General features: G+C 41.6%; 19 protein-coding genes and 1 tRNA gene. 15 read left to right on the forward strand and 5 right to left on the reverse strand.

What is annotated here, in order from left to right; translation table 11 throughout:
- The 7 genes from miaA to ACMVDV_RS15425 all read left to right on the forward strand — a co-directional run bounded on the left by miaA (position 1) and on the right by ACMVDV_RS15425 (position 7,019).
- Positions 1–918 carry a tRNA (adenosine(37)-N6)-dimethylallyltransferase MiaA gene (gene miaA / locus ACMVDV_RS15395; protein WP_304179207.1) on the forward strand — a complete coding sequence of 306 codons (918 nt, stop codon included), beginning with the start codon at positions 1–3 and terminating at the stop codon, positions 916–918.
- An 80-nt stretch (positions 919–998) separates the two neighbouring features.
- Positions 999–1,262 (forward strand): RNA chaperone Hfq, encoded by a 264-nt coding sequence (gene hfq, locus ACMVDV_RS15400; protein ID WP_064668197.1) that lies wholly within the window; start codon positions 999–1,001, stop codon positions 1,260–1,262.
- Between the two features lie 16 nt (positions 1,263–1,278).
- Complete coding sequence (gene hflX, locus ACMVDV_RS15405; RefSeq protein ID WP_304179212.1) at positions 1,279–2,562, forward strand: ribosome rescue GTPase HflX; 1,284 nt, start codon at positions 1,279–1,281, stop codon at positions 2,560–2,562.
- Between the two features lie 106 nt (positions 2,563–2,668).
- Complete coding sequence (hflK, locus tag ACMVDV_RS15410) at positions 2,669–3,835, forward strand: FtsH protease activity modulator HflK (RefSeq protein ID WP_304179214.1); 1,167 nt, start codon at positions 2,669–2,671, stop codon at positions 3,833–3,835.
- A gap of 5 nt (positions 3,836–3,840) precedes the next feature.
- A complete protein-coding gene (gene hflC, locus ACMVDV_RS15415; RefSeq protein WP_416158697.1) occupies positions 3,841–4,719 on the forward strand; it encodes a protease modulator HflC in 879 nt (292 codons plus the stop codon).
- 216 nt (positions 4,720–4,935) lie between these two features.
- Entirely contained in the window at positions 4,936–6,249 is a 1,314-nt protein-coding gene (locus ACMVDV_RS15420) for an adenylosuccinate synthase (protein ID WP_416158698.1), read from the forward strand.
- A 146-nt stretch (positions 6,250–6,395) separates the two neighbouring features.
- Positions 6,396–7,019, forward strand: a complete 624-nt coding sequence (locus ACMVDV_RS15425) for a tetratricopeptide repeat protein (protein WP_304179218.1) — start codon at positions 6,396–6,398, stop codon at positions 7,017–7,019.
- Positions 7,020–7,195: 176 nt separating this feature from the next.
- Here the strand turns inward: ACMVDV_RS15425 and ACMVDV_RS15430 are convergent, their stop codons facing one another.
- Positions 7,196–9,058 (reverse strand): cation:proton antiporter, encoded by a 1,863-nt coding sequence (locus ACMVDV_RS15430; protein WP_416158699.1) that lies wholly within the window; start codon positions 9,056–9,058, stop codon positions 7,196–7,198.
- A 910-nt stretch (positions 9,059–9,968) separates the two neighbouring features.
- On the opposite strand from ACMVDV_RS15430, the gene proB reads away from it, so the two are divergent.
- Together proB and ACMVDV_RS15440 are read left to right on the forward strand one after the other, a co-directional pair.
- Positions 9,969–11,075, forward strand: coding sequence for a glutamate 5-kinase (gene proB / locus ACMVDV_RS15435; protein WP_304179611.1), 1,107 nt, complete (start codon positions 9,969–9,971; stop codon positions 11,073–11,075).
- Complete coding sequence (locus ACMVDV_RS15440) at positions 11,072–12,319, forward strand: glutamate-5-semialdehyde dehydrogenase (protein ID WP_416158700.1); 1,248 nt, start codon at positions 11,072–11,074, stop codon at positions 12,317–12,319. Before proB ends, ACMVDV_RS15440 begins: the two co-directional genes overlap by 4 nt.
- Positions 12,320–12,570: 251 nt before the next feature.
- Here ACMVDV_RS15440 and ACMVDV_RS15445 read toward each other — a convergent pair.
- Positions 12,571–12,646: transfer RNA gene (locus ACMVDV_RS15445), tRNA-Ala, on the reverse strand.
- A gap of 175 nt (positions 12,647–12,821) precedes the next feature.
- On the opposite strand from ACMVDV_RS15445, the gene ACMVDV_RS15450 reads away from it, so the two are divergent.
- Entirely contained in the window at positions 12,822–13,208 is a 387-nt protein-coding gene (locus tag ACMVDV_RS15450) for a hypothetical protein (RefSeq protein ID WP_416158701.1), read from the forward strand.
- Complete coding sequence (locus ACMVDV_RS15455) at positions 13,209–13,709, forward strand: prolyl-tRNA synthetase associated domain-containing protein (protein WP_416158702.1); 501 nt, start codon at positions 13,209–13,211, stop codon at positions 13,707–13,709.
- Here ACMVDV_RS15455 and ACMVDV_RS15460 read toward each other — a convergent pair.
- Entirely contained in the window at positions 13,676–14,818 is a 1,143-nt protein-coding gene (locus tag ACMVDV_RS15460; protein ID WP_304179620.1) for an MFS transporter, read from the reverse strand. The genes ACMVDV_RS15455 and ACMVDV_RS15460 overlap by 34 nt on opposite strands.
- Positions 14,819–15,303: 485 nt before the next feature.
- On the opposite strand from ACMVDV_RS15460, the gene ACMVDV_RS15465 reads away from it, so the two are divergent.
- The 4 genes from ACMVDV_RS15465 (at position 15,304) to ACMVDV_RS15480 (ending at position 18,468) form a co-directional block, all read left to right on the forward strand.
- Positions 15,304–15,843, forward strand: coding sequence for a DUF2058 domain-containing protein (locus ACMVDV_RS15465; protein WP_416158703.1), 540 nt, complete (start codon positions 15,304–15,306; stop codon positions 15,841–15,843).
- 176 nt (positions 15,844–16,019) lie between these two features.
- A complete protein-coding gene (locus tag ACMVDV_RS15470; protein ID WP_416158704.1) occupies positions 16,020–16,343 on the forward strand; it encodes a c-type cytochrome in 324 nt (107 codons plus the stop codon).
- A 155-nt stretch (positions 16,344–16,498) separates the two neighbouring features.
- A complete protein-coding gene (locus ACMVDV_RS15475) occupies positions 16,499–17,266 on the forward strand; it encodes a class II aldolase/adducin family protein (protein WP_416158705.1) in 768 nt (255 codons plus the stop codon).
- 26 nt (positions 17,267–17,292) lie between these two features.
- A complete protein-coding gene (locus ACMVDV_RS15480) occupies positions 17,293–18,468 on the forward strand; it encodes a mandelate racemase/muconate lactonizing enzyme family protein (RefSeq protein WP_304183975.1) in 1,176 nt (391 codons plus the stop codon).
- Between the two features lie 161 nt (positions 18,469–18,629).
- On the opposite strand, the gene ACMVDV_RS15485 is transcribed toward ACMVDV_RS15480, so the two are convergent.
- Both ACMVDV_RS15485 and ACMVDV_RS15490 read right to left on the reverse strand, forming a co-directional pair.
- The gene (locus ACMVDV_RS15485; protein ID WP_304183977.1) at positions 18,630–19,007 is read right to left on the reverse strand and encodes a hypothetical protein; all 378 of its coding nucleotides are present in this window, start codon (positions 19,005–19,007) and stop codon (positions 18,630–18,632) included.
- 18 nt (positions 19,008–19,025) lie between these two features.
- On the reverse strand, positions 19,026–20,600 hold the full coding sequence (locus ACMVDV_RS15490; protein WP_416158706.1) for a S41 family peptidase: 1,575 nt from the start codon (positions 20,598–20,600) through the stop codon (positions 19,026–19,028).
- Positions 20,601–20,631: the final 31 nt, after the last annotated feature.

Consider the following 20,631-nt stretch of genomic DNA (forward strand, 5'->3'; position numbering starts at 1 on the left):
TTGAGTAATTTACCGGTCATTTTTTTAATGGGCCCAACTGCTGCAGGGAAAACTGCATTAGCTATTGATTTATGTCAGCATTTAAAAACTGAAATAATCAGCGTCGATTCAGCCTTAGTGTACAAAGATATGAACATAGGTACGGCAAAACCGGACGCAGCAGAACTGGCGCTTGCGCCACATCACTTAATTGATCTAATTGATCCCAGTGAAAGTTACTCTGTTGCTGATTTTCGTCGTGATGCGATTGAAAAGATTGACCAATTTCACCAACAAGGTAAAGTGCCTGTATTAGTTGGTGGTACAATGATGTACTTTAAAGCATTAATCGATGGCTTATCGCCATTACCAGAAGCATGCCCAATAGTGAGGGCGGAGCTTGAGCAGCAAGCTCAGTTGTATGGTTGGCCGGCACTTTATCAAGAGCTTGCAGTAATTGATCCGCAAGCGGCAGAAAAAATGAGCGAAAATGACTCGCAACGTATCAATCGCGCGTTAGAAGTCTATCGCTTAACGGGTAAAACGATGACTGAGCTGCAAAAAAGTAAGCAGCCAAGTTTACCTTATACGTTCCATCAATTTGCTATTGCACCGGATGATCGTGCCGATTTGCATGAACGTATAGCACAAAGATTTAAAATAATGCTTGAGCAGGGGTTTGAAAATGAAGTTTCATCCCTATATCAACGTAAGGATTTACACCCAAACTTACCTTCTATTCGTTGCGTGGGTTATAGACAAATGTGGGATTACATTGCTGGCGAAACTGATTACGATGAAATGGTGTTTCGCGGTATTGCAGCAACACGACAGCTTGCTAAACGTCAATTGACGTGGTTAAGAGGTTGGCCCGATGTAACGTGGTTAACAACGGGTGATGAAGAAAACTTGCAACGTGTTGTAAGTTCGCTAAGCTAGTAGTAGTTGAATGTTTTTTAGCTTTGTTAAATAAGTTCAGCCACTTAATTATAATAACACCTAGAACGAAGGAAAATAACATGGCAAAAGGCCAATCGTTACAAGACCCATTTTTGAATGCGCTACGTCGTGAGCGTATTCCAGTATCAATCTTTTTGGTTAATGGCATCAAACTACAAGGTAAGATCCAGTCATTTGACCAATTTGTTATTTTACTCGAAAACACCGTGAATCAAATGGTGTATAAACATGCGATTTCTACTGTAGTTCCTGCTCGTGCTGTTAACTTCCAAGGTATTCAAGGAAGTGAAGACGGTGAAGAGCCAGAAGCTGGAAATTTTTAAATTAGGAGCATAATGTTTGTTTGACCGTTATGAAGCCGGCGAACAGGCAGTCTTAGTTCATATCGACTTTCCAAAAGAAGGGGATCGTGAAGATCTTCATGAATTAGAAATGTTGGTATCTTCTGCTGGTGTTAGCAGTTTGGCGGTTGTGCAAGGCAGCCGTCAAGCACCACATCCGAAACTATTCGTCGGTACCGGAAAGGCTGAAGAGATCGCTGAGATTGTCAAAATCCACAACGCAGATGTCGTCATTTTTAATCATCAACTCAGACCGTCACAAGAACGCAATTTAGAGCGCGTTTGCCAATGCCGAGTGCTTGATAGAACGACGCTTATTCTTGATATTTTTGCGCAGCGTGCACGTACCCATGAGGGTAAGTTGCAGGTTGAGCTTGCGCAACTGCGTCATATGTCAACTCGCTTGATCCGCGGGTGGACGCACCTTGAGCGGCAAAAAGGCGGTATTGGTCTACGCGGGCCAGGTGAAACTCAGCTAGAAACCGATAGACGCTTGTTGCGAGTGCGTATTCAAAGTATTCGTGCCCGTTTAGAAAAGGTGGCAGTGCAACGTGAACAAGGTCGCCGTGCTCGTAACCGTAATGAAATTCCTACGGTGTCGTTGGTAGGCTATACTAATGCGGGTAAATCGACGTTGTTTAATCGCATCACTAACTCTAATGTTTATGCGGCTGACCAGTTATTTGCGACCCTTGATCCGACTTTACGTAAACTTGAAATTGAAGATGTTGGCGCGATTATTTTAGCGGATACCGTAGGCTTTATCCGTCACTTGCCCCATGATTTAGTTGCCGCATTTAAAGCAACCCTGACAGAGACTCGAGAAGCTGATTTACAACTTCATGTGGTGGATGTCGCGGATCATCGTCGCAAAGAGAATATAGAACAAGTACAATCGGTTCTTAAAGAAATTGAAGCGGATGAAGTGCCGCAATTGTTGGTATACAACAAAATTGATGCCCTTGAAGATATTGAACCGCGTATTGACCGTGATGATGAAGGCACGCCAATTCGAGTTTGGCTGTCGGCTCACAGTGGTGCCGGGTGCGAATTATTATCACAGGCTATCAGTGAGTTGTTAGCAAAGAAAATGTTTGTACATACGCTTAGATTAGCACCACAGTTTGGCCGTTTACGTGCCGCGTTGTTTAATTTAAATGCAGTACATCAAGAAGATTTTGATGAACAGGGTCAATGGTTGTTAGCTACTCGACTGCCTATGGTAGAATGGAACCGTTTAAGAAAAGAGTTTGGTCCTGAAATCGACGCTTTTATTTCGTAATTCGAAAAAACTACCGCACAATGTCATTTTTAGTATGAGAACAGCGGTATTTTTGTTAGATTTAACGTAATTACCTAAATTATTTAGATAACAATGGAGTATAGCTATGGCCTGGAATGAACCGGGTAATAATGGCAATGACAAAGATCCGTGGAACAAAAAAGGCGGACGTGATCAAGGCCCACCTGATTTAGACGAGGTGTTTCGCAAGTTCAGCGGTAAGTTTGGCGGCTTATTTGGCGGTAATAAATCCGGCAAAAGTGGCGGCGGACTTGGTGGAGCTGGTCTTTCATTTGTGCTAATTATTGCTGCAATTGTATGGGCATTGAGCGGTATTTATACCGTCAAAGAAGCTGAACGCGGCATCGTATTACATTTTGGTCAGTTTGACCGCATCGCAGATCCAGGTTTGCGTTGGAAAATGACGTTTATTGAAACGGTAATTCCAGTTGATATTGAAGCCGTTCGTTCATTATCGACGTCTGGTTTTATGCTGACTGAAGACGAAAACGTAGTGAGCGTTGAGTTCCAAGTGCAGTACCGTGTTATTGACCCATTCTTGTACAAGTTTAGTGTCACTAATGCTGACTCTAGCTTAGAAGAAGCCTTAGAAAGTGCACTACGTTATGTTGTTGGCCATTCAAAAATGGACCAAGTATTAACTAACGGCCGTGAGGTTGTGCGCCAAAATACTTGGGATGAACTGAATAAAATCGTTGAACCGTACAATTTAGGTTTAATCGTTACTGACGTTAACTTTAAAGATTCACGCCCTCCGGCTGAAGTTAAAGATGCGTTTGATGATGCCATTGCTGCGCAAGAAGATGAGCAACGTTTTATTCGTGAAGCTGAAGCCTATGCCCGTGAAATTGAACCGCGTGCTCGTGGTCAAGTAACTCGTATGACACAAGAAGCGGAAGGTTACGGTGAACGTATTATTTTAGAAGCGCAAGGTGAAGTGGCTCGTTTTGAAAAGCTATTACCTGAATATCAAGCGGCTAAAAAAGTAACCCGTGAGCGTTTATATATTGATGCGATGGAAGAAGTGCTCGGTAATAGCTCAAAAGTGTTAGTCGATGTTAAAGGCGGTAATAACATGATGTATTTACCACTTGATAAAATCATGGACAAGCAAGGTACAGCAACCCGTGTTGCATTACCTAGCTCAAGTGATATTAACGACTTACGCAATAAAGTTAATACATCGCGCAATAGCACTGTGAACTCAGGTTCAGACCGCTTTGGCGCTGATCGCTTTAACGACGGGAGATAAGCGCAATGAAAAACTTTAGTTTAGTTCTATTATTAGCGGCCGTTGTGTTGTCGTTTTCGTCAGTATTTGTAGTACCTGAAGGGCAAAAAGCAATTGTAATGCTATTCAGTAAAGTACAAAAAGACAGCGATGATCAGGCAATTGTGTACAGCCCTGGCTTACAATTCAAAGTGCCGTTCTTTAGCCAAGTACGTCGTATTGATGCGCGTATTCAAACGTTAGATGGTACGCCCGATCGTTTCGTAACTAGCGAGAAAAAAGACTTAATTGTTGATTCATACGTTAAATGGCGTGTAAATGACTTTAGCGCGTTTTACTTACGTGCTCGTGGTGATAAGCAATACGCTGAAGCACTACTTAAGCAAAAAGTAAACAATGGCCTACGTACTAACTTTGGTTCGCGTACTATCCGTGAGATTGTCTCAGGTGAGCGTAGTGAGCTAATGGAAGAAGCGTTAGTGCAAGCGTCTGAAAGTGCTCAAGAGCTTGGTATTGAAGTACTTGATGTGCGTGTTAAGCAAATCAATTTACCGTCAGAGGTGAGTAACTCAATTTACCAGCGTATGCGTGCAGAGCGAACTGCTGTTGCTAAAGAGCACCGCTCTGAAGGTCAAGAAAAAGCCGAAACAATCCGTGCTGAAATTGACCGTCGTGTCACGGTAATGCTGGCTGATGCTGAGCGTAATGCGCGTACTGTACGCGGTGAAGGCGATGCACAAGCGGCAGCCATTTATGCTGATGCTTATAATAAAGATGCTGAATTTTTCGGTTTTGTACGTTCATTAGAGGCGTATAAAAAGACCTTTAAAGATAAGCAAGACGTAATGGTGTTATCACCAGACAGTGACTTCTTTAGATATATGAAAGGTGCTGCTGTACAGTAATCGTTTCCTACATCTAACACAAATCCAAACCCTGTGTATGCAGGGTTTTTCTTTTAGTAAGACAGATTATTGTGAATAACTTAAAGTTATTCAACCAGTTAATTTTTATTGTAATGGTCGTTAAATGATCAAGCAGAAAAAATAACCTAAACGGGGTGATCTTTGCCCTTATTTTCTGGTAAAATCTCGTCCTAATTTTTTCTAAGTGAATTTACAATGGGTAAAAACGTTGTTGTATTAGGCACCCAATGGGGTGACGAAGGTAAGGGTAAGGTAGTTGACCTCCTTACAGACAAAGCATCTTTAGTAGTTCGTTACCAAGGTGGCCACAACGCAGGTCATACTTTAGTTATCGGCGGTGAAAAGACGGTTTTACACCTTATTCCATCGGGTGTATTACGTGACAATGTTAAGTGTGTGATTGGTAATGGTGTTGTCGTTTCACCAGAAGCGCTAATGAAAGAGATTGGCATGCTAGAAGAACGTGGCGTACCAGTACGTGAGCGGTTATTAATAAGCGAAGCATGTCCGCTAATTTTGCCTTTCCACATCGCATTAGATGTAGCCCGTGAAAAAGCACGCGGTAATAAAGCGATTGGTACGACTGGTCGTGGTATTGGTCCAGCGTATGAAGATAAAGTTGCTCGTCGCGGCTTACGTATCGGTGATTTATTCAATCCTGAGCTATTCGCTGCAAAACTTAAAGAAGTATTGGAATACCATAACTTCACATTAGTTAACTACTACAAAGTAGCTGCGGTTGATTTCCAACAGACCTTTGATGATGCCATGGCTGTTGCCGATATCCTTAAAGCAATGGTTGTTGATGTTACTGAATTACTTGATCAAACTCGTCTTGCTGGCGACAACATCTTGTTTGAAGGTGCACAAGGGACATTGCTTGATATCGACCACGGTACTTACCCGTATGTAACCTCTTCAAACACCACTGCTGGTGGTGTTGCGACAGGTGCTGGTTTTGGTCCATTAAACCTTGATTATGTACTCGGTATTATCAAAGCTTACACGACCCGTGTTGGTTCTGGTCCTTTCCCTACCGAGCTTTACGATGGCCTTGAAAAACAAGACCCAGTAGGTAAGCACTTAGGTACTGTAGGCCATGAGTTTGGTGCTACAACTGGTCGCCTGCGTCGTACCGGTTGGTTAGATGCTGTGGCAATGCGCCGTGCAGTGCAAATTAACTCAATTTCTGGTTTCTGCTTAACTAAACTAGACGTTTTAGATGGTTTAGAAACGCTTAAGATCTGTATTGGTTATCAACTTGAAGATGGCACTGTTACTAACGTAACACCACTTGCCGCTGAAGGTTACGAGAAAGTAACCCCAGTGTATGAAGAAATGCCAGGTTGGTCTGAAAACACAGTAGGTGCGACCTCTGTTGAACAGTTACCACAAGCTGCTTTAGATTATATTAAGCGCATTGAAGAAATCACCGGTGTGCCTGTTGATATTATTTCTACCGGTCCTGATCGTGTAGAAACTATGGTATTACGCAACCCGTTTGCATAATCACTAATAGCACTAAAAAAGCTGCCTAGTGCAGCTTTTTTTGTGGCTGTTTTTCAGCTTTATCACAAATAAGCGCGGATAAATTTCATTCTGGAACGATCTTTGTATAAACTTTAGCAAGATGGTTTTTAATTAAAGTGACCTAAATGCGTTTGTTAACTTGTTTATCATTAGTACCGCTCTCTATGCTATTGGCAAGCTATGCTAAAGCAGAGGAGCCGCTTGCAGCAGTGCCTTTGTACACTGAGACAGAGCTGTTAGCACTGATCAATAAAAATACCCATTTAGCCCGTGTAAAGGCAGATGATTGCCAGTTAGTGCAAGATATCGAAGCGCGAGCCAATAAAATGGCACTGCCTTCTTATCAATTTTTATATGGTGATATGCTGGCCTATGCGGTGTGTGTTGATCGTAATGTAGAACTCGGTGTGTATTATATGCGCCAAGCCGCTCAGCAAGGCTTAGCGGCGGCATTAGAGCAGCTCGGGCGTTACTACGATACCGGACGTTTAGTGCAAAAAGATAAAGCACTGGCTGTAACTTACCTTCGCGAAGCCTCATCACAAGGTAATTTAAAAGCGCAACTACGCTTAGTAAACTTATTTAATCAAGGTTTCGGTAGTCCTCGTGATTATGAAGATGCTTACCGTTGGCTATTTCACGCCATGGTGGCTGATAAAGCAACCCATAAAGAAATCGAGCGCTCACTCGCCCAACTTGCACAAAAAATGCCAGATAGCGTAGTGGCACGTGCGCGTTTGCCGATGTAGGTGTGAGTTAGTTAGCGAGTTATAAAGGGTAAAGTTAGTGAGTTAGAAAGGGTAAAGTTAGCGAGTTATAAAGGGTAAAGTTAGCGAGTTAGAAAGGGTAAAGTTAGCGAGTTAGAAAGGGTAAAGTTGGCGAGTTGAAACTAAAAGGGCTAGGTGTCATACCTAGCCCTTTTTGGTTACTCTTTTATTTCTTTCGGCTCTTTGCTTTTGCCATTATTTGGATCTTTTAATACCGACATTTTTGGTGGCAGCATCGCAACCACACGCTCACCTTGTTGCGGTGGTTTTTCCATATTTATGGTAAATGGACGCAGTTTTACCGGTGAATCATCATCGCTATCTTTGTCGCCATTGAGAATAAATAATGGGATCGCATCGCCATTCATTTCTTGATACTTTTCCCAACTAAACTCTTCTGAAATACGTGTTGCACTGACCTTACCGCCTTTGGCTATTAGGCTACTTAGGCGGGCATACGAGCCGTTGTCTCCAAATAGTATTTGCCGAGATAAAAACGTTGCACTGTCTTTATTTGCTTTTGCATGTGAGGTTGAAGAACGCAGTGAAAATACGTTTTTCTCATTCAATAAATGCGAAAAGTACTGCACACCTAACGCGTTATGATGGCGATTTGGTGATAACGCCATGACACTACGAATTGTGGTCAGTGGTAAATAACGTTCGGCATGTTCAGATTGCGGGTTACCATAGTAACAAGCGAGGCCGTCCATACGTGCCATACGGCAGTTTTCCCAAGCAGGATCTGATAAATACACGGGAATATTTTGCTCTTTCAGGCCACGCGCGATTGCGCGAGCCACATGGTTTGCACCGATGAGTAAAATGGTGTTTGGCGAAGGTTGACGTACCCCTAATAACTTGGCAATAGGAATAGCAGTTAAACTTTGTAGTACCACAGTAATAATGATTACGGTAAAGATCAGCGGCACGATTTTTTCGGCATCTGCGACACCGGCTTCCATCATACTCAACGCAAATACAGAGCCCACCGCGGCGGCAACAATACCGCGCGGCGCGATCCATGCTAACACCAAGCGAGATTTTATCGGCAGTTCAGTACCATAAGTTGAAATAGCAATACACAGCGGACGCGCGACAAACAGTACTATCGCTAAAAAGATAAATACATCAGCATCCAGCATCATTAAATCAGCGAGCTCTAAGCGCGCGGCAAGTAGGATAAACAGAGTAGAAATTAAGATCATAGAAAGATCTTCTTTAAACTCAAGCACAGAATCGATTTCTAAATCATCTTGGTTTGCGAGCCAAATACCGAACACCGTTACCGCTAATAGACCGGATTCATGGCTTAAATGATTTGAAACTGTAAAGCTAATCAGTACTAGCGCTAAGATGCCGAATTTATGTAATTCAAATGGCAGCCATTCACGACGGATCAATAACGTAGTTAACCAGCCAGCAACCACGCCAATCGACAAGCCCACGCCTAGAGTTTTAAATAATGCAATAATCGTGTGTAAAAACACTTCACCTTGGCCGACCAGCATGACCGCTTCGAATACTAACACCGCGAACAAAGCACCAATTGGGTCAATAACAATGCCTTCCCAACGCAAGATACGGTCTATATCTTGAGTCGGTCGCATTGCATTCAATAGCGGGGCTATTACAGTCGGTCCAGTCACCACTAACACAGCCCCAAGTACTGCGGCAACACGCCAGTTCAGCTCTAAAATCCAATATGCACTCAGACTTATCACTATACAGGTGGCAATCATACCTATTGAGCATAGGTTTCGGACCACCTTGCCAATCCCCTTAAGTTCACGAAAGTGCAGCGTTAATGAACCTTCAAATAAGATCACCGCAACACTGAGTGAGACCACTGGAAACAGTAGATCACCAAGCAATGCATCTGGGTCTAAGATACCAGTAGCAGGACCTAGTAGTAGGCCTGTAAGTAATAAAAATAAAATAGCTGGGACACGAAAACCCCAGGCTATCCATTGGGCGAGAACCGAGCATAGCGCGATCCCTGCGATATAAATAGCTGACATAAATGAAGTATTCCTTATTTATTACTGCGATTAGGATATAGCTAATGAAACCAATAATACAGGGGTATACACGTGTGTGTTATTTTTTCCTAATAAAATTTTAGCTGTTTATGAACTTATTTGTGGAAGAAATGATAATTAACTGCTTTTGAAATAATCACAATGCATGAATGTTAGTTTAACCTTATGAAAAGTAATAGTTTTAAAATTGTTTAGTTGCAATTATAAGCCGATTGGCTGAAATGTAGCCTTGATCTCTAGGCCAATATTAGCGTATTATAGTTAGTGTTCAAACAATTAGTCATCTAATTAGTTATTTTTTAGGTCTAAGCGAATACATATAGTTATTTTTAAGTTGTTGGTTATTTCAATGACTTAGATTGAGGTTACTATATCTATATGCTTAAAAATTAATTTTTAATTGTTTTGAACACAATTTGTATATTTTTACTCATTTTTAGTAGTTAGTTAATTTGAACATAAATTACCTTGTGGTGATTTATATAGTTTGAGTTGAACTGTTACTTACTCAATATTTGACGCCCATCGTGGTGAGCAAATCTCGGTCCTTGAGTCATCACCCTATCTGTTGGTGTATCAGACTCTAGAGGCTCTATGTATGTTGTTAATAAAAAAGCCTCACACAGCTTTTTACAGCGATGCATAAACAACACTTTTTATTTACTTTATAACTGTTCAGTCTTAATGATTGAGCTAAAGTTATGCTATACCTACTGCTTAGTTAACATACTGAGTGAATGTATTTGGCTGAGTGTTGAAAAGTACTGATTTAAAATGAGTGAAAGGAAAGTACAGATTGTTAACTCGTAACCTAGTTTAATGCTAGGTGATTGTTTTCATACTTATCCAACTAGGATAAGACACAGTTAAAATGGAAAGTTGAACATTTATGCAAAAGTTAAATTGGCGACGTATCGTATTAAAAGTAGGTAGCGCATTGATTGCACCTGATCAAGATGGCTGTCGCTCACGCTATTTATTAACCATCGCTCAGTTTATTGTTCGTTGTCGTAGCCAAGGAATTGAAGTAATTTTAGTTTCGTCAGGCTCAGTTGCTGCTGGCGCGCATTTATTTCCAAAGACCCAAGAGCGCACTGTGGCGATGAAAAAAGCCATGGCAGCGGCAGGGCAAACCGAAATGATGGCCATGTGGGATCGCTTTTTTGATTTCCCATCGGCGCAGATTTTATTAACTCATGGTGACTTACGTGACCGTGAGCGTTATCAAAGTATTCGAGAAACCGTGTTTACCTTACTTGACCATGGTGTACTGCCTATCATGAATGAAAATGATACGGTGACCACCGATGATTTAAAAGTGGGGGATAACGATAATTTATCAGCGATGGTGGCTGCGGCCGCAGATGCTGATGCATTAATGATTTTTTCAGACGTAGATGGGCTTTATGATAAGAACCCTAACCTACATGATGATGCCGTGTTACTGCCTGAAATTAAATCAATTGATGATTCAATCTATGCTATGGCAGGATGTGCTACCAGTGCAGTTGGCACCGGTGGTATGAAAACGAAAATAGAAGCTGCTGAAAAAGCCACCTCACATGGTATTACTACTTATATCATTAATGGTTTTAAAGAGCAGACGTTTACAAAACTGCTCGATGGTGAAAACCCAGGCACTATTTTCTTACCGTATGAAAAGCCAATGCAAGAAGCCATACATTGGATGACTCATACTGCAAGTGAGCAAGGTGAAGTGGTTGTAGCGGGTTCATACGATGAATCTTTAGAAGGTGAAACTGGCTGTATCCGTGGCGATGAAATTGTTGCCGTGCATGGTGAGTTTGCAATTGGCGATACCATTTTGGTACGTAGCAGCGACGGCACTCGATTAGCCAAAGCAACTGCAAATTACAGCAGTTGTTTATTGAATTTTATAGCTGATAACGAACAAAGCGAATTTAGCGACAAGATGCAAGATTCGATCGGTCCCGTTATTTCAGAGAAAGATATCGCATTATTGGAGAAGTCATGAGTTTAATTACAGATATTTCACGTCAGGCAGCAAAAGCTGCGCACCAGTTAGCCTTACTCGATACCGAGACTAAAAATCAGGTGCTACTGGATATGGCTGCAGCATTGCGCCAGCAAAAAGCATTTATTATTAAAGAAAATGAAAGTGATTTAGCCGCAGCCCGTGATAATAACTTAGCAGCGTCAATGATAGACCGTTTAACGCTAAATGATGAACGCATAGAAGCGATGGCCGAAGGCATTGAAGTGATCGTCAGTCTTGACGATCCAGTGGGTCAATTACGTGATATCACCGAGCGTCCTAACGGTATTAAAATTCGTAAAATGCGCGTACCACTGGGTGTGGTCTGTATGATTTATGAAGCACGGCCAAATGTAACCGCTGACGCCGGAGCGTTATGCTTCAAATCAGGTAATGGCGTTATTTTGCGTGGTGGTAAAGAGGCGCTGAAAAGCTCGCAAGCGATTGCCAGCGTAATGCATCAAGTATTAGAGCAGCATAATTTACCTGCAGCGTTAATCTCCGTTATTCCAGATCCAGACCGCGGATTATTAATGGAATTGATGCAGCAACGTGACAGCATTGATTTAATCATTCCACGTGGTGGCGAAGGTTTAATTAATTTTGTAACGGATAACAGTACCATTCCAGTGATCCAACACTTTAAGGGCGTATGCCATTTATATGTGGATAAAGACGCTGATTTAGAAGTGGCGATTAACTTACTACTGAACGGTAAAACTCAGCGCACTGGTGTATGTAATGCCTTAGAAGGTTTAGTAGTACACCAAGATATTGCCGATGAGTTTTTAAACTTGTGTGCCGTTGTATTGCGCCAAGAAGGGGTAAAAATTAACGCCGATAGCCAAGCTGCACAATATTTTGATGACGCAACCGTACTTACACCAGAACAATTTGGTGAAGAGTACCTTGATTTAGAAATTGCTATTCGCGTAGTGCCTGATTTTGCTGGTGCCATTGATCATATTGCACAATTTGGTTCAAATCATACCGAAGTTATTTGCACTAAAAATGACGCTGCGGCACAGTTGTTCCAACGTAGCGTTGATGCCTCGGTAGTGATGGTAAATGCATCATCACGCTTCTCAGATGGCTCGCAGTTAGGCTTAGGTGCTGAGATTGGTATCGCAACGTCAAAACTACACGCTTACGGGCCAATGGGCTTAGAGTCGCTAACGACAGAAAAATACTTAGTGAACGGTGAAGGCCAAATACGCGAATAATTAGTAGTCGAATAACCTAATTAAAATGCCGAGTTTATACTCGGCATTTTTGATCGTAAATATAATATGTTAGCGCTTTATTTAGCGCGCTAGCATGATTAAATATTTAAGTCGATTGGTATAATGCAGCGCACAACTGATAGCTAAAAATAACGAGCATAAAATAAACAGTTTTTTGATTAAAATAAGGAAGATTTAAAAATTAAATTTGGCATGAGAGCCATAGAGATAAAAATTGAAGAGTAGGAAAGTGGTGGAGCTAAGCAGGATCGAACTGCTGACCTCCTGCGTGCAAGGCAGGCGCTCTCCCAGCTGAGCTATAGCCCCACATTCCTAAAGTTACGAATGTCGTAACCCACTTGAGATTCCCTTTCAAGCGGGACGAACTTTAATGAGATTTATAAATTTGGTCAAGCATTTTTTATATATTTTGCGAATTTTCACGCAAGTAAGCTATTTTTGATAGACTAGCAGTCACTGGATAGTAAAAAGACCTTAAAAAATGAAAAAATACGCATGGATCCTGCTCGTTTTGCTTTGCGGGTGCGCAAGTCAAACTGATGAGCCGCCTTTTGAAATTAATAATAAGCAGTTACATACTAAGTTAGATGACCAAGGTAATAAAATTTTTGCCTATGTGGTGTCGGTTAAAGCTAATAGTCGAAAAAGTTTAAACTTAGATCGACCACTCACGCGCAGTGAATTTAAAAACTTTGCTGAACAAGAGTATTTTGAAGAATCAAACAGCTTAAAGTTAGAGTTGGAAGATCAAGCCGTAGAGTTATTGCAACAAGAGCTAAAAATGACGCAATACTGTAACGACAAGTACGAGATAAACGATGTTGTGTGGCGAGATTTAAGCGTGAAACTAAGGGGGCGTTGCTTATAAATGTTGGCGGATAAAACAACGTTAGCAGCGCTATTGCTACATTTAGAGATTCGCTATGATGTGATTGAACATCCGGCGTTGCATGGCAGTCTTACTGCTGATGAGCTAATGATAGAGCGTCCAGGTACGCGGCTGAAAAATTTATTTCTGCGTGATAACGAAGGAAAAAAGCATTTTTTAGTGATCACAGCCCATGACAAACAATTAGATTTAAAAGCATTGGCAAAATACCAAGGGTTATCACGATTAGGGTTTGCCTCTGATGAGCGCTTAGCGCGCTTTTTAAAAGTCGCTCCTGGCTGTGTCTCGATGTTGGCGCTGATGAATGACAAGCAAAACCATGTCACGTTATGGTTAGACCAAGATATATGGTTTGGTGAGTTATTCCACTGTCACCCGTTTGAGAATACGCAAACTTGGTTGCTGCAAAAAGCGGATTTAGAGCGCTTTTTTATAGCAACAGGGCATCAGCCTAAGGTGGTTTTTTTGCCCGCTAAATAGCCCGCAGTAACCAAAATTAAGCCACATAAACACACCAATAACAATGAGGCCATAAATGCGACATGGCCATATTGTTGATAAACCAAGCCTGGTATAAATGAACCTAGCGCGCCGCCACTGTAATAAAACGACACATAAGCGCCATTGGTAACGCTGGCTGGGGCGATACTGATTTTATTAACCAGCGGTGCCGCTGTTGAATGAATGATAAACATCGCAGCACAAAAGCCAGTGAACGCCAGCAAAAATACCACCAATTGTGAACTCATCAAAAATACCAGCGTTATACTATAAAAAATAAATATTGCAGATAATAAATGCCACGGTGAAATACTCTTTTTTAATAACCAAGGAGTGGCAATAGAGGCGAGGGCGCCAATCAAGTAACCGCTATAAACTAAGCCTATATCGCGAGTATTAGTAATTAAAAAAGTGTCTTGTAAAATGAATGGCAAATAATTTAATAGTGCAGCAAAGCAAAAAAACATACAAAACACCGCGCCATATAATTTTAATACTGCAGCATTCGCGAGCTGTTTTAAATAATTTAATGGTGAAAGAGTGTTGCTAACAATGGCTATTTGATTACGTGGAATACTCAATGCAAAGCCAATTAAACCAGCGGCAATAACAAAATAGAAGCTTTGCCAAGTCCAAAAGTCTGCAAATACAGCCGCTAACACTCGGCCAAAGTAACCACCAGCAATTGTACTGCCAATATAGAAGGTCATATTTTTTTGTAACTGATCAGTTTGATAAGTACTGCCGATGTAAGTGGTCATCGCGGTCAGTGCGGCAGGTAAGGTTAAACCTTGTAAAAATCGTAATAGCAGTAATAACTCAAAACTAGGCGCATAAGCAAAAGCGATACAAGTAAGGGCAAGTAATAACATTGCATAGCGAAGAATAGTGAGAGGATTGCGTTTAGCAAGCAATAAACCATATACCAAAGGCGCAACGGCTAATGGGATCATGGTCGCAGTCATCAAACTACCAGCGGTTGCAGGACTAACTGAAAATTGCTCGGCAAATAAGCTTAATAATGGCTGCGGTGCATAGAGCACAAAAAAGATAAACAGCGAGCAAATTAATAAATGACCGAAACGCATTTTATTGGCCCTACTACAAAAACCACAGCTTAACCTGATTGATATTAAATTCAACCTCAATGCGTTCTTTAAGTGGTTACTTTTATTCTAGAAATATACATTTATTGCGCTAAATCAGGTTTTTAATCACAACACTTTGCTAGATTAATGACCACAGCACTATGATTTGTTTTAATTGGTGATTATAACCAAACCACCTCAAGATGCAGAATTCAGCGTTTCACAGGGGCTTAATATCAAGGCGTTACTTTGCAAGAATGGCAGTCCCTTTTAAGAAGTAACAACGCTGAGAGTAAGTGCCTGTGAAACGCCCAACGGGTTGGTTTAAAAGCGATTTATACTGCGTTATTGATTTTAGCAATAGACCCACTATTACTTGCAATCAATGCCTTGCCTAAATCGCTTTTAATTCCAACTGAAACTCGCATCTTGAGGTGGTTTGGGTATAAAATAAAGCTAATATCAGTTTTTAATGGAACAAAGCCATGGGTTCATTACAAGACCAATTGCTACAAGCAGGACTAACCACCTCACATAAAGCTAAAGTTGCTAAAAGTGAAAAACGTAAGCAACAAAAGAAGCCAAAGAAAGGGGCAACGAGTAACCCCAGTGATCTGCAAAAGCATATTCAGCAAACAAAGCTAGAGCAGCAGAAAAAAGCAGAAGAGTTAAACCAGACTCGTCAAGCTGAGCTAAAACAGCGTGAGCAAGTTGCCCGCGTGAAGCAGATATTAGAACATCATAATCAAGATTCTATTCGTGGTGAGCGTACTTTTAATTTTACTTATGAAAATAAAGTAAAAGAGCTCGACGTAAACGAAAAAACGCAAAAAGCATTATCAGGTGGCAGGCTCGCTATTTGTGTTTTAGAAGGGCAGTTTTTTGTACTTGAAGATGAACCTGCGCGTAAAGTGGCAGAAGTTGATGAAAAGTATATCGTGTTTCATGTTGAGCCTGAAGATAAAGGCAAAGATGCCGATGATCCATATGCCGATTTTGAAGTGCCAGATGATTTAGTTTGGTAGTAAATAGCGAAACCACCTCAAGTTACTGAAACTCACATCTTGAGGTAGTTTGGGTGTATGAGGTGATCTGCTCGGTGTATAAATAACGTACATTAGTAATGTGCAAAGATCCGTTATTATGGTCTACAATTAAAGCAATAATTTTTATAAACCGTTAAAAAAGAAGAGAGAATGCAATGAGCAAGATAACAAAATTACTCTTAGGGGCAAGTCTCACTATGGCTGCGAGTGTGTCATTTAATAGCCTAGCTGCCGATGGTGCTGCGCTTTACACTGCAAAAATGTGCCAGACTTGTCATGGTCCTGAAGGTAAAGCACCGATCATGGCACTGTACCCGAAACTAAATGGTCAGAATAAAGACTACTTAGTAGCACAAATGAAAGACATTAAATCGGGCGCGCGCAGCAATGGCATGAGCGCAGCTATGAAAGCAATGGTTGCCAATGTATCTGAAGAAGAAATGACAGCAATTGCTGAGTATTTAGCAAACGTAAAATAATTTTTGTACTACTTGTCATTGAGTGACTAAGTAACCAGCCACACCAAATGGTGTGGCTGTTTTATTTTAAAGATTGATCATCCTCGCACACTACTTTAGACTTCTATCCATCTATTTCGTGTTATGCTTTTAATGCGTTTAAATAAGGCCCCATAATGTTTGAATTACCACAACTTGATTTAAAAAATAAAGTATCAGCCCAAGAATGGCAGTTGCGGGTTGATTTAGCCGCCTGTTATCGGCTGGTTGAGCATTTTCGTTGGGGTGATTTGATTTATACACATTTATCAGCGCGCTTACCGGGTACGGATCATTATTTAGTAAATGCGTTTGGCCTCACATTTGATGAAGTAACTGCATCTAATTTAGTTAAAGTGGATTTAGACGGCAATATTTTAGATGACACACCATTTACGATTAACCCAGCTGGTTTTACGATCCATAGCGCGATTCACGAAGTGCGTGAAGATGCCCATTGTGTTATTCATTTACACACTAAAGAAACCATCGCCGTTGCCACGCAGCAAAATGGTTTGTTACCACTGAGCCAATATTCAATGTTTTCACTGCCGTCATTGTCATATCACGGCTATGAAGGTTTAGCAGTTAATAACGATGAGAAAAAACGCTTGCAAGATGATCTCGCTAATACTAATCATATGTTGTTAGTAAACCATGGTGGTTTAACTGTGGGGCCAACGGTGGGTGATGCGTTTATGCGTTTTTATGATTTACAGCGGGCCTGTGAAATTCAGTTAGCTCTGCAAGCCAGTGGCCAAGCGGTTACAGCAGTGCCGCAAGCGATAATAGATAATATTTATAATCAAGCGAATGTAGTGCACAGTGGCAGCACCGGCGGGCAATTAGCATGGCCTGCAATGCTACGTAAAGCTTATCGACTTGACCCTAATTTTGCAAAATAACCAAGCTCTGGTTAATAAGGAATTTTATGAAAGTTAATCGCGTTGAAGTGTTTGATATCCATTGTCCAGACAGACCAGCTTGGACGCCTGTATTTGTCCGTATTCATACTGACGAAGGTATTAGTGGTGTTGGCGAAGCTGGCCTTGCGTATGATCTAGGTCACAGTGCCGCCGCTGCAATGATCAAGGAAATGGCTGACGCCTTTTTAATTGGTCACGACCCATTTCAAACCGAAAAGTTATGGTCACGTATGCTGCGTGAAAGCTTCTGGGGGCTAGGCGGCGGTCCAGTGGTTTATGCCGCAATGAGCGCGATAGATACTGCTCTGTGGGATATTAAAGGCAAAGCATTGGGTTTACCTGTGTATCAGCTGCTTGGCGGTAAGGTAAACGACAAGCTACGTACTTATGCATCACAATTACAGTTTGACTGGGACACTGAGTTTAAAGCGCTGGTTCACCCACAACAATACGCTGAAGCGGCATTAAAAGCGGTGGCGGAAGGTTACGATGCGGTTAAAGTTGATCCGATCCAGTATGATAAAGATGGCAATACTTATTACGACCGCACAAATATCATTTCCCGCGCTGAAATGAAATTATACCGCGCGCGTATGCAAGCAATTCGTGAGGCGGTGGGTGATGAAGTAGACATCATTTTCGAATGCCACAGCTTACCGGGTGTTACATCTGCAATTCAAATTGGTGAAATCGCTAAAGAATTTGATTGTATGTTCTATGAAGAGCCAGTGAATTACTTAAATCATTCACTGCATGCAAAAGTGGCTGACAAAGTTGCTGTGCCAATTGCTGGTGGCGAGCGCTTATATAATCGCTGGGGAGTTCGCCCTTATTTAGAAGATCAAAGCATTAATGTGCTACAACCTGATATTGGTTTATGTGGTGGCTTTACTGAAACCAAAAAAGTGTGTGATTACGCCGATATTTTTGACGTGCGTATTCAGGCTCACGTCTGTGGTGGCCCAGTGGCAACCGCAGCGTCATTACATTTAGAAACCGCTATTCCAAACTTCTTAATTCATGAGCATCACACTTACGCAATTAAAAAGTGGAACCGAGAGTTATGCTTACAAGATCCACAACCTAAAAATGGTTTCTTTGAAGTGTCTGAAGAGCCAGGGATTGGTATTGAGCTGAACGACGAAGTCGTGATGCGCTCGCAAAGGGTTGAAATAAAATAAGTTACGGCTACGAGTCGCGAGCTACGAGCAGCGAGCTAAATTTAGCTCGTTGCTCGTAGCGTTGATTTACTTTGACCTTTGGCAAGCTTAAAGTTATTCCTACAAATTCAACACGTTAAAATTTTCCTAGAACCTAGAACCTAGAACCTAGAACCTAGAAGCTATTTATAATTCACCTTACATTTCACATCCGGCAATGGCTCTGTGGCCTTACTGTCTAAATGCCTAACAAAACAAAGATCATTTTTGATCAGCAGCTCATAACGGTCAGGCATATTGAGTTGTTTGCCCATAATTGGGTTACCAAGTTCATCGGTTTTAGTAACGTTATCGACCACCATCAAACTACGCTGCATAAATACATCATCAGCGACTGCAATATTCTCAGTACGCATCAGGCGAGCAATACCCTGTGCGATGAGTTCACTTTGTGGTTTGGTTAGTAGTGCATGTTGTAATTTGGGCGTTGCTGTTTCTCCCGTTGTACAGCCATATAGCAGTAATGCCGCTATTATGAATAATACTTTTTTGTTTAGCATTGTAGTGGCCTTAATAGCTTATTGCCTTGGTAATATTTTGTTTTGTTCAGCCAAGGTTGCTGCACGGCTGTCCTGTACGGCTGGTGTGTCGCTAAAGCGAGCGGGTGCAAAGCCTTGTTTACTGGCGGTTGAACTGGCTGCCGGGCAACTGCCGTTTGCACGATAATCCAATGCTGCTTTAAGCATCGCTTCTTCAGGGTCACCTAGCTGGTGGCTAAAGTCGTCTGCTACAGCACAACCCTCTACACGAACAGGTAAACGGGCATTGTCAGTGGTATTTTGTGGTGCAAAGCCATCTGCGTACTCCCCAAAACCTTTGTTGTTTTCACCGGTAAATTGAATACTAAAGTACGTGGTATCACAGTTATCTGTCGGGTAAAAACCATAAGGTTTACCACAGGTACCAGAGCCAATTTGAATTACCTCAATATCCGCACCGCGTAGACCGTTCATAATTGCTTCACTGGCTGAGCAAGTGCTACTAGTGGTTAGTAAATAAACGCGTTCTAAGTTAAGACTTGGTAATGGCGTACCCGGCATTAAAGCTGGGTTATCAGCAAAACCAACAAATTCATCGGTGAACATCACCGGCTCTAAGCGCTGCCCAGTAACGGGGTTAAAAGTTGGGTGTTGGTCGTTGAAAATGGTTTTTTCAAAAATTTTACCGTTGGTGTTCGCGGAGCCTGCGATCATATAAGCAACTTGACTGGCCATTTGTAAAAAACCACCCCCGTTGTAGCGAATATCAATGATCAGGTCAGTGACATTACTTGCTTTGAGATTATTAAAGGCATCATAAAGCGGTTTTTCAGCAATTGCATTGTGGCTGTTAAATTGAAAGTAACCCACTGTACCATCGGCGAGTGTTTTCACATTTGTGACAGGCTGTGAAGTGATTGTTTGCGAGTTTAGGGTGACCTCGCGGGTTTCATCGGTATTAATATCTTTGAATACGAAAGTAGTACTTTTACCGGTGCGAGTTGGGTTTAAACCTGCGTTGAGGATATCGACCTCTGTTTGAGTTGTCGCATTAACAAAATCAACGCCGTCTACTTCTAAAATTTCAAAGCCACGAGCAAGATTTTGCGCACTAGCTGGGGAGTTAGGCTCTGTATAGCTGATCACCCCTTGGCGTGGTGCCTTCGAGCTTATTATTTTAACTTTAAAACCATAACCAAAGGTTACCCCAGACTGGCTTTGTGCTTCCCATTCTGCAGTTGGCAGGCTGGAATGAAAATTATCTTTGTTTGCGCCAGAGTCGGTAATTTGTTCTGTTTTGAGTAATGCAAAGTATTCACTGACAGTTGGTGTTAGCGCTGGATCGCGATCAATAATTTCGTCATACCAAAGATAGGTTTCATTACTCCATGAGCGCAGCCAATGTTTTTCGTTTAATGCTTGGCATTGTTGATAAAAATTACTAGAGGGTTGAAATACACTTTGGGTCCAGCTGATACTGTTACCAGTGTCGCCATCACCATTGCTGTTATTGTTGTCGGTCATTGTACTACCGCCACCACAGCCGCTGAGCAGTGCTAGCAAAGAGCAATTAATAAGCCCTAACGCGAGTTTATTTGTTGATGAAATAGCCATATTGATATTTTGTTTTATACAACATAGCTTA

This window comes from Pseudoalteromonas sp. ASV78 (assembly GCF_047806705.1).
GTDB classification, from domain to species: Bacteria; Pseudomonadota; Gammaproteobacteria; order Enterobacterales; family Alteromonadaceae; genus Pseudoalteromonas; species Pseudoalteromonas prydzensis_A.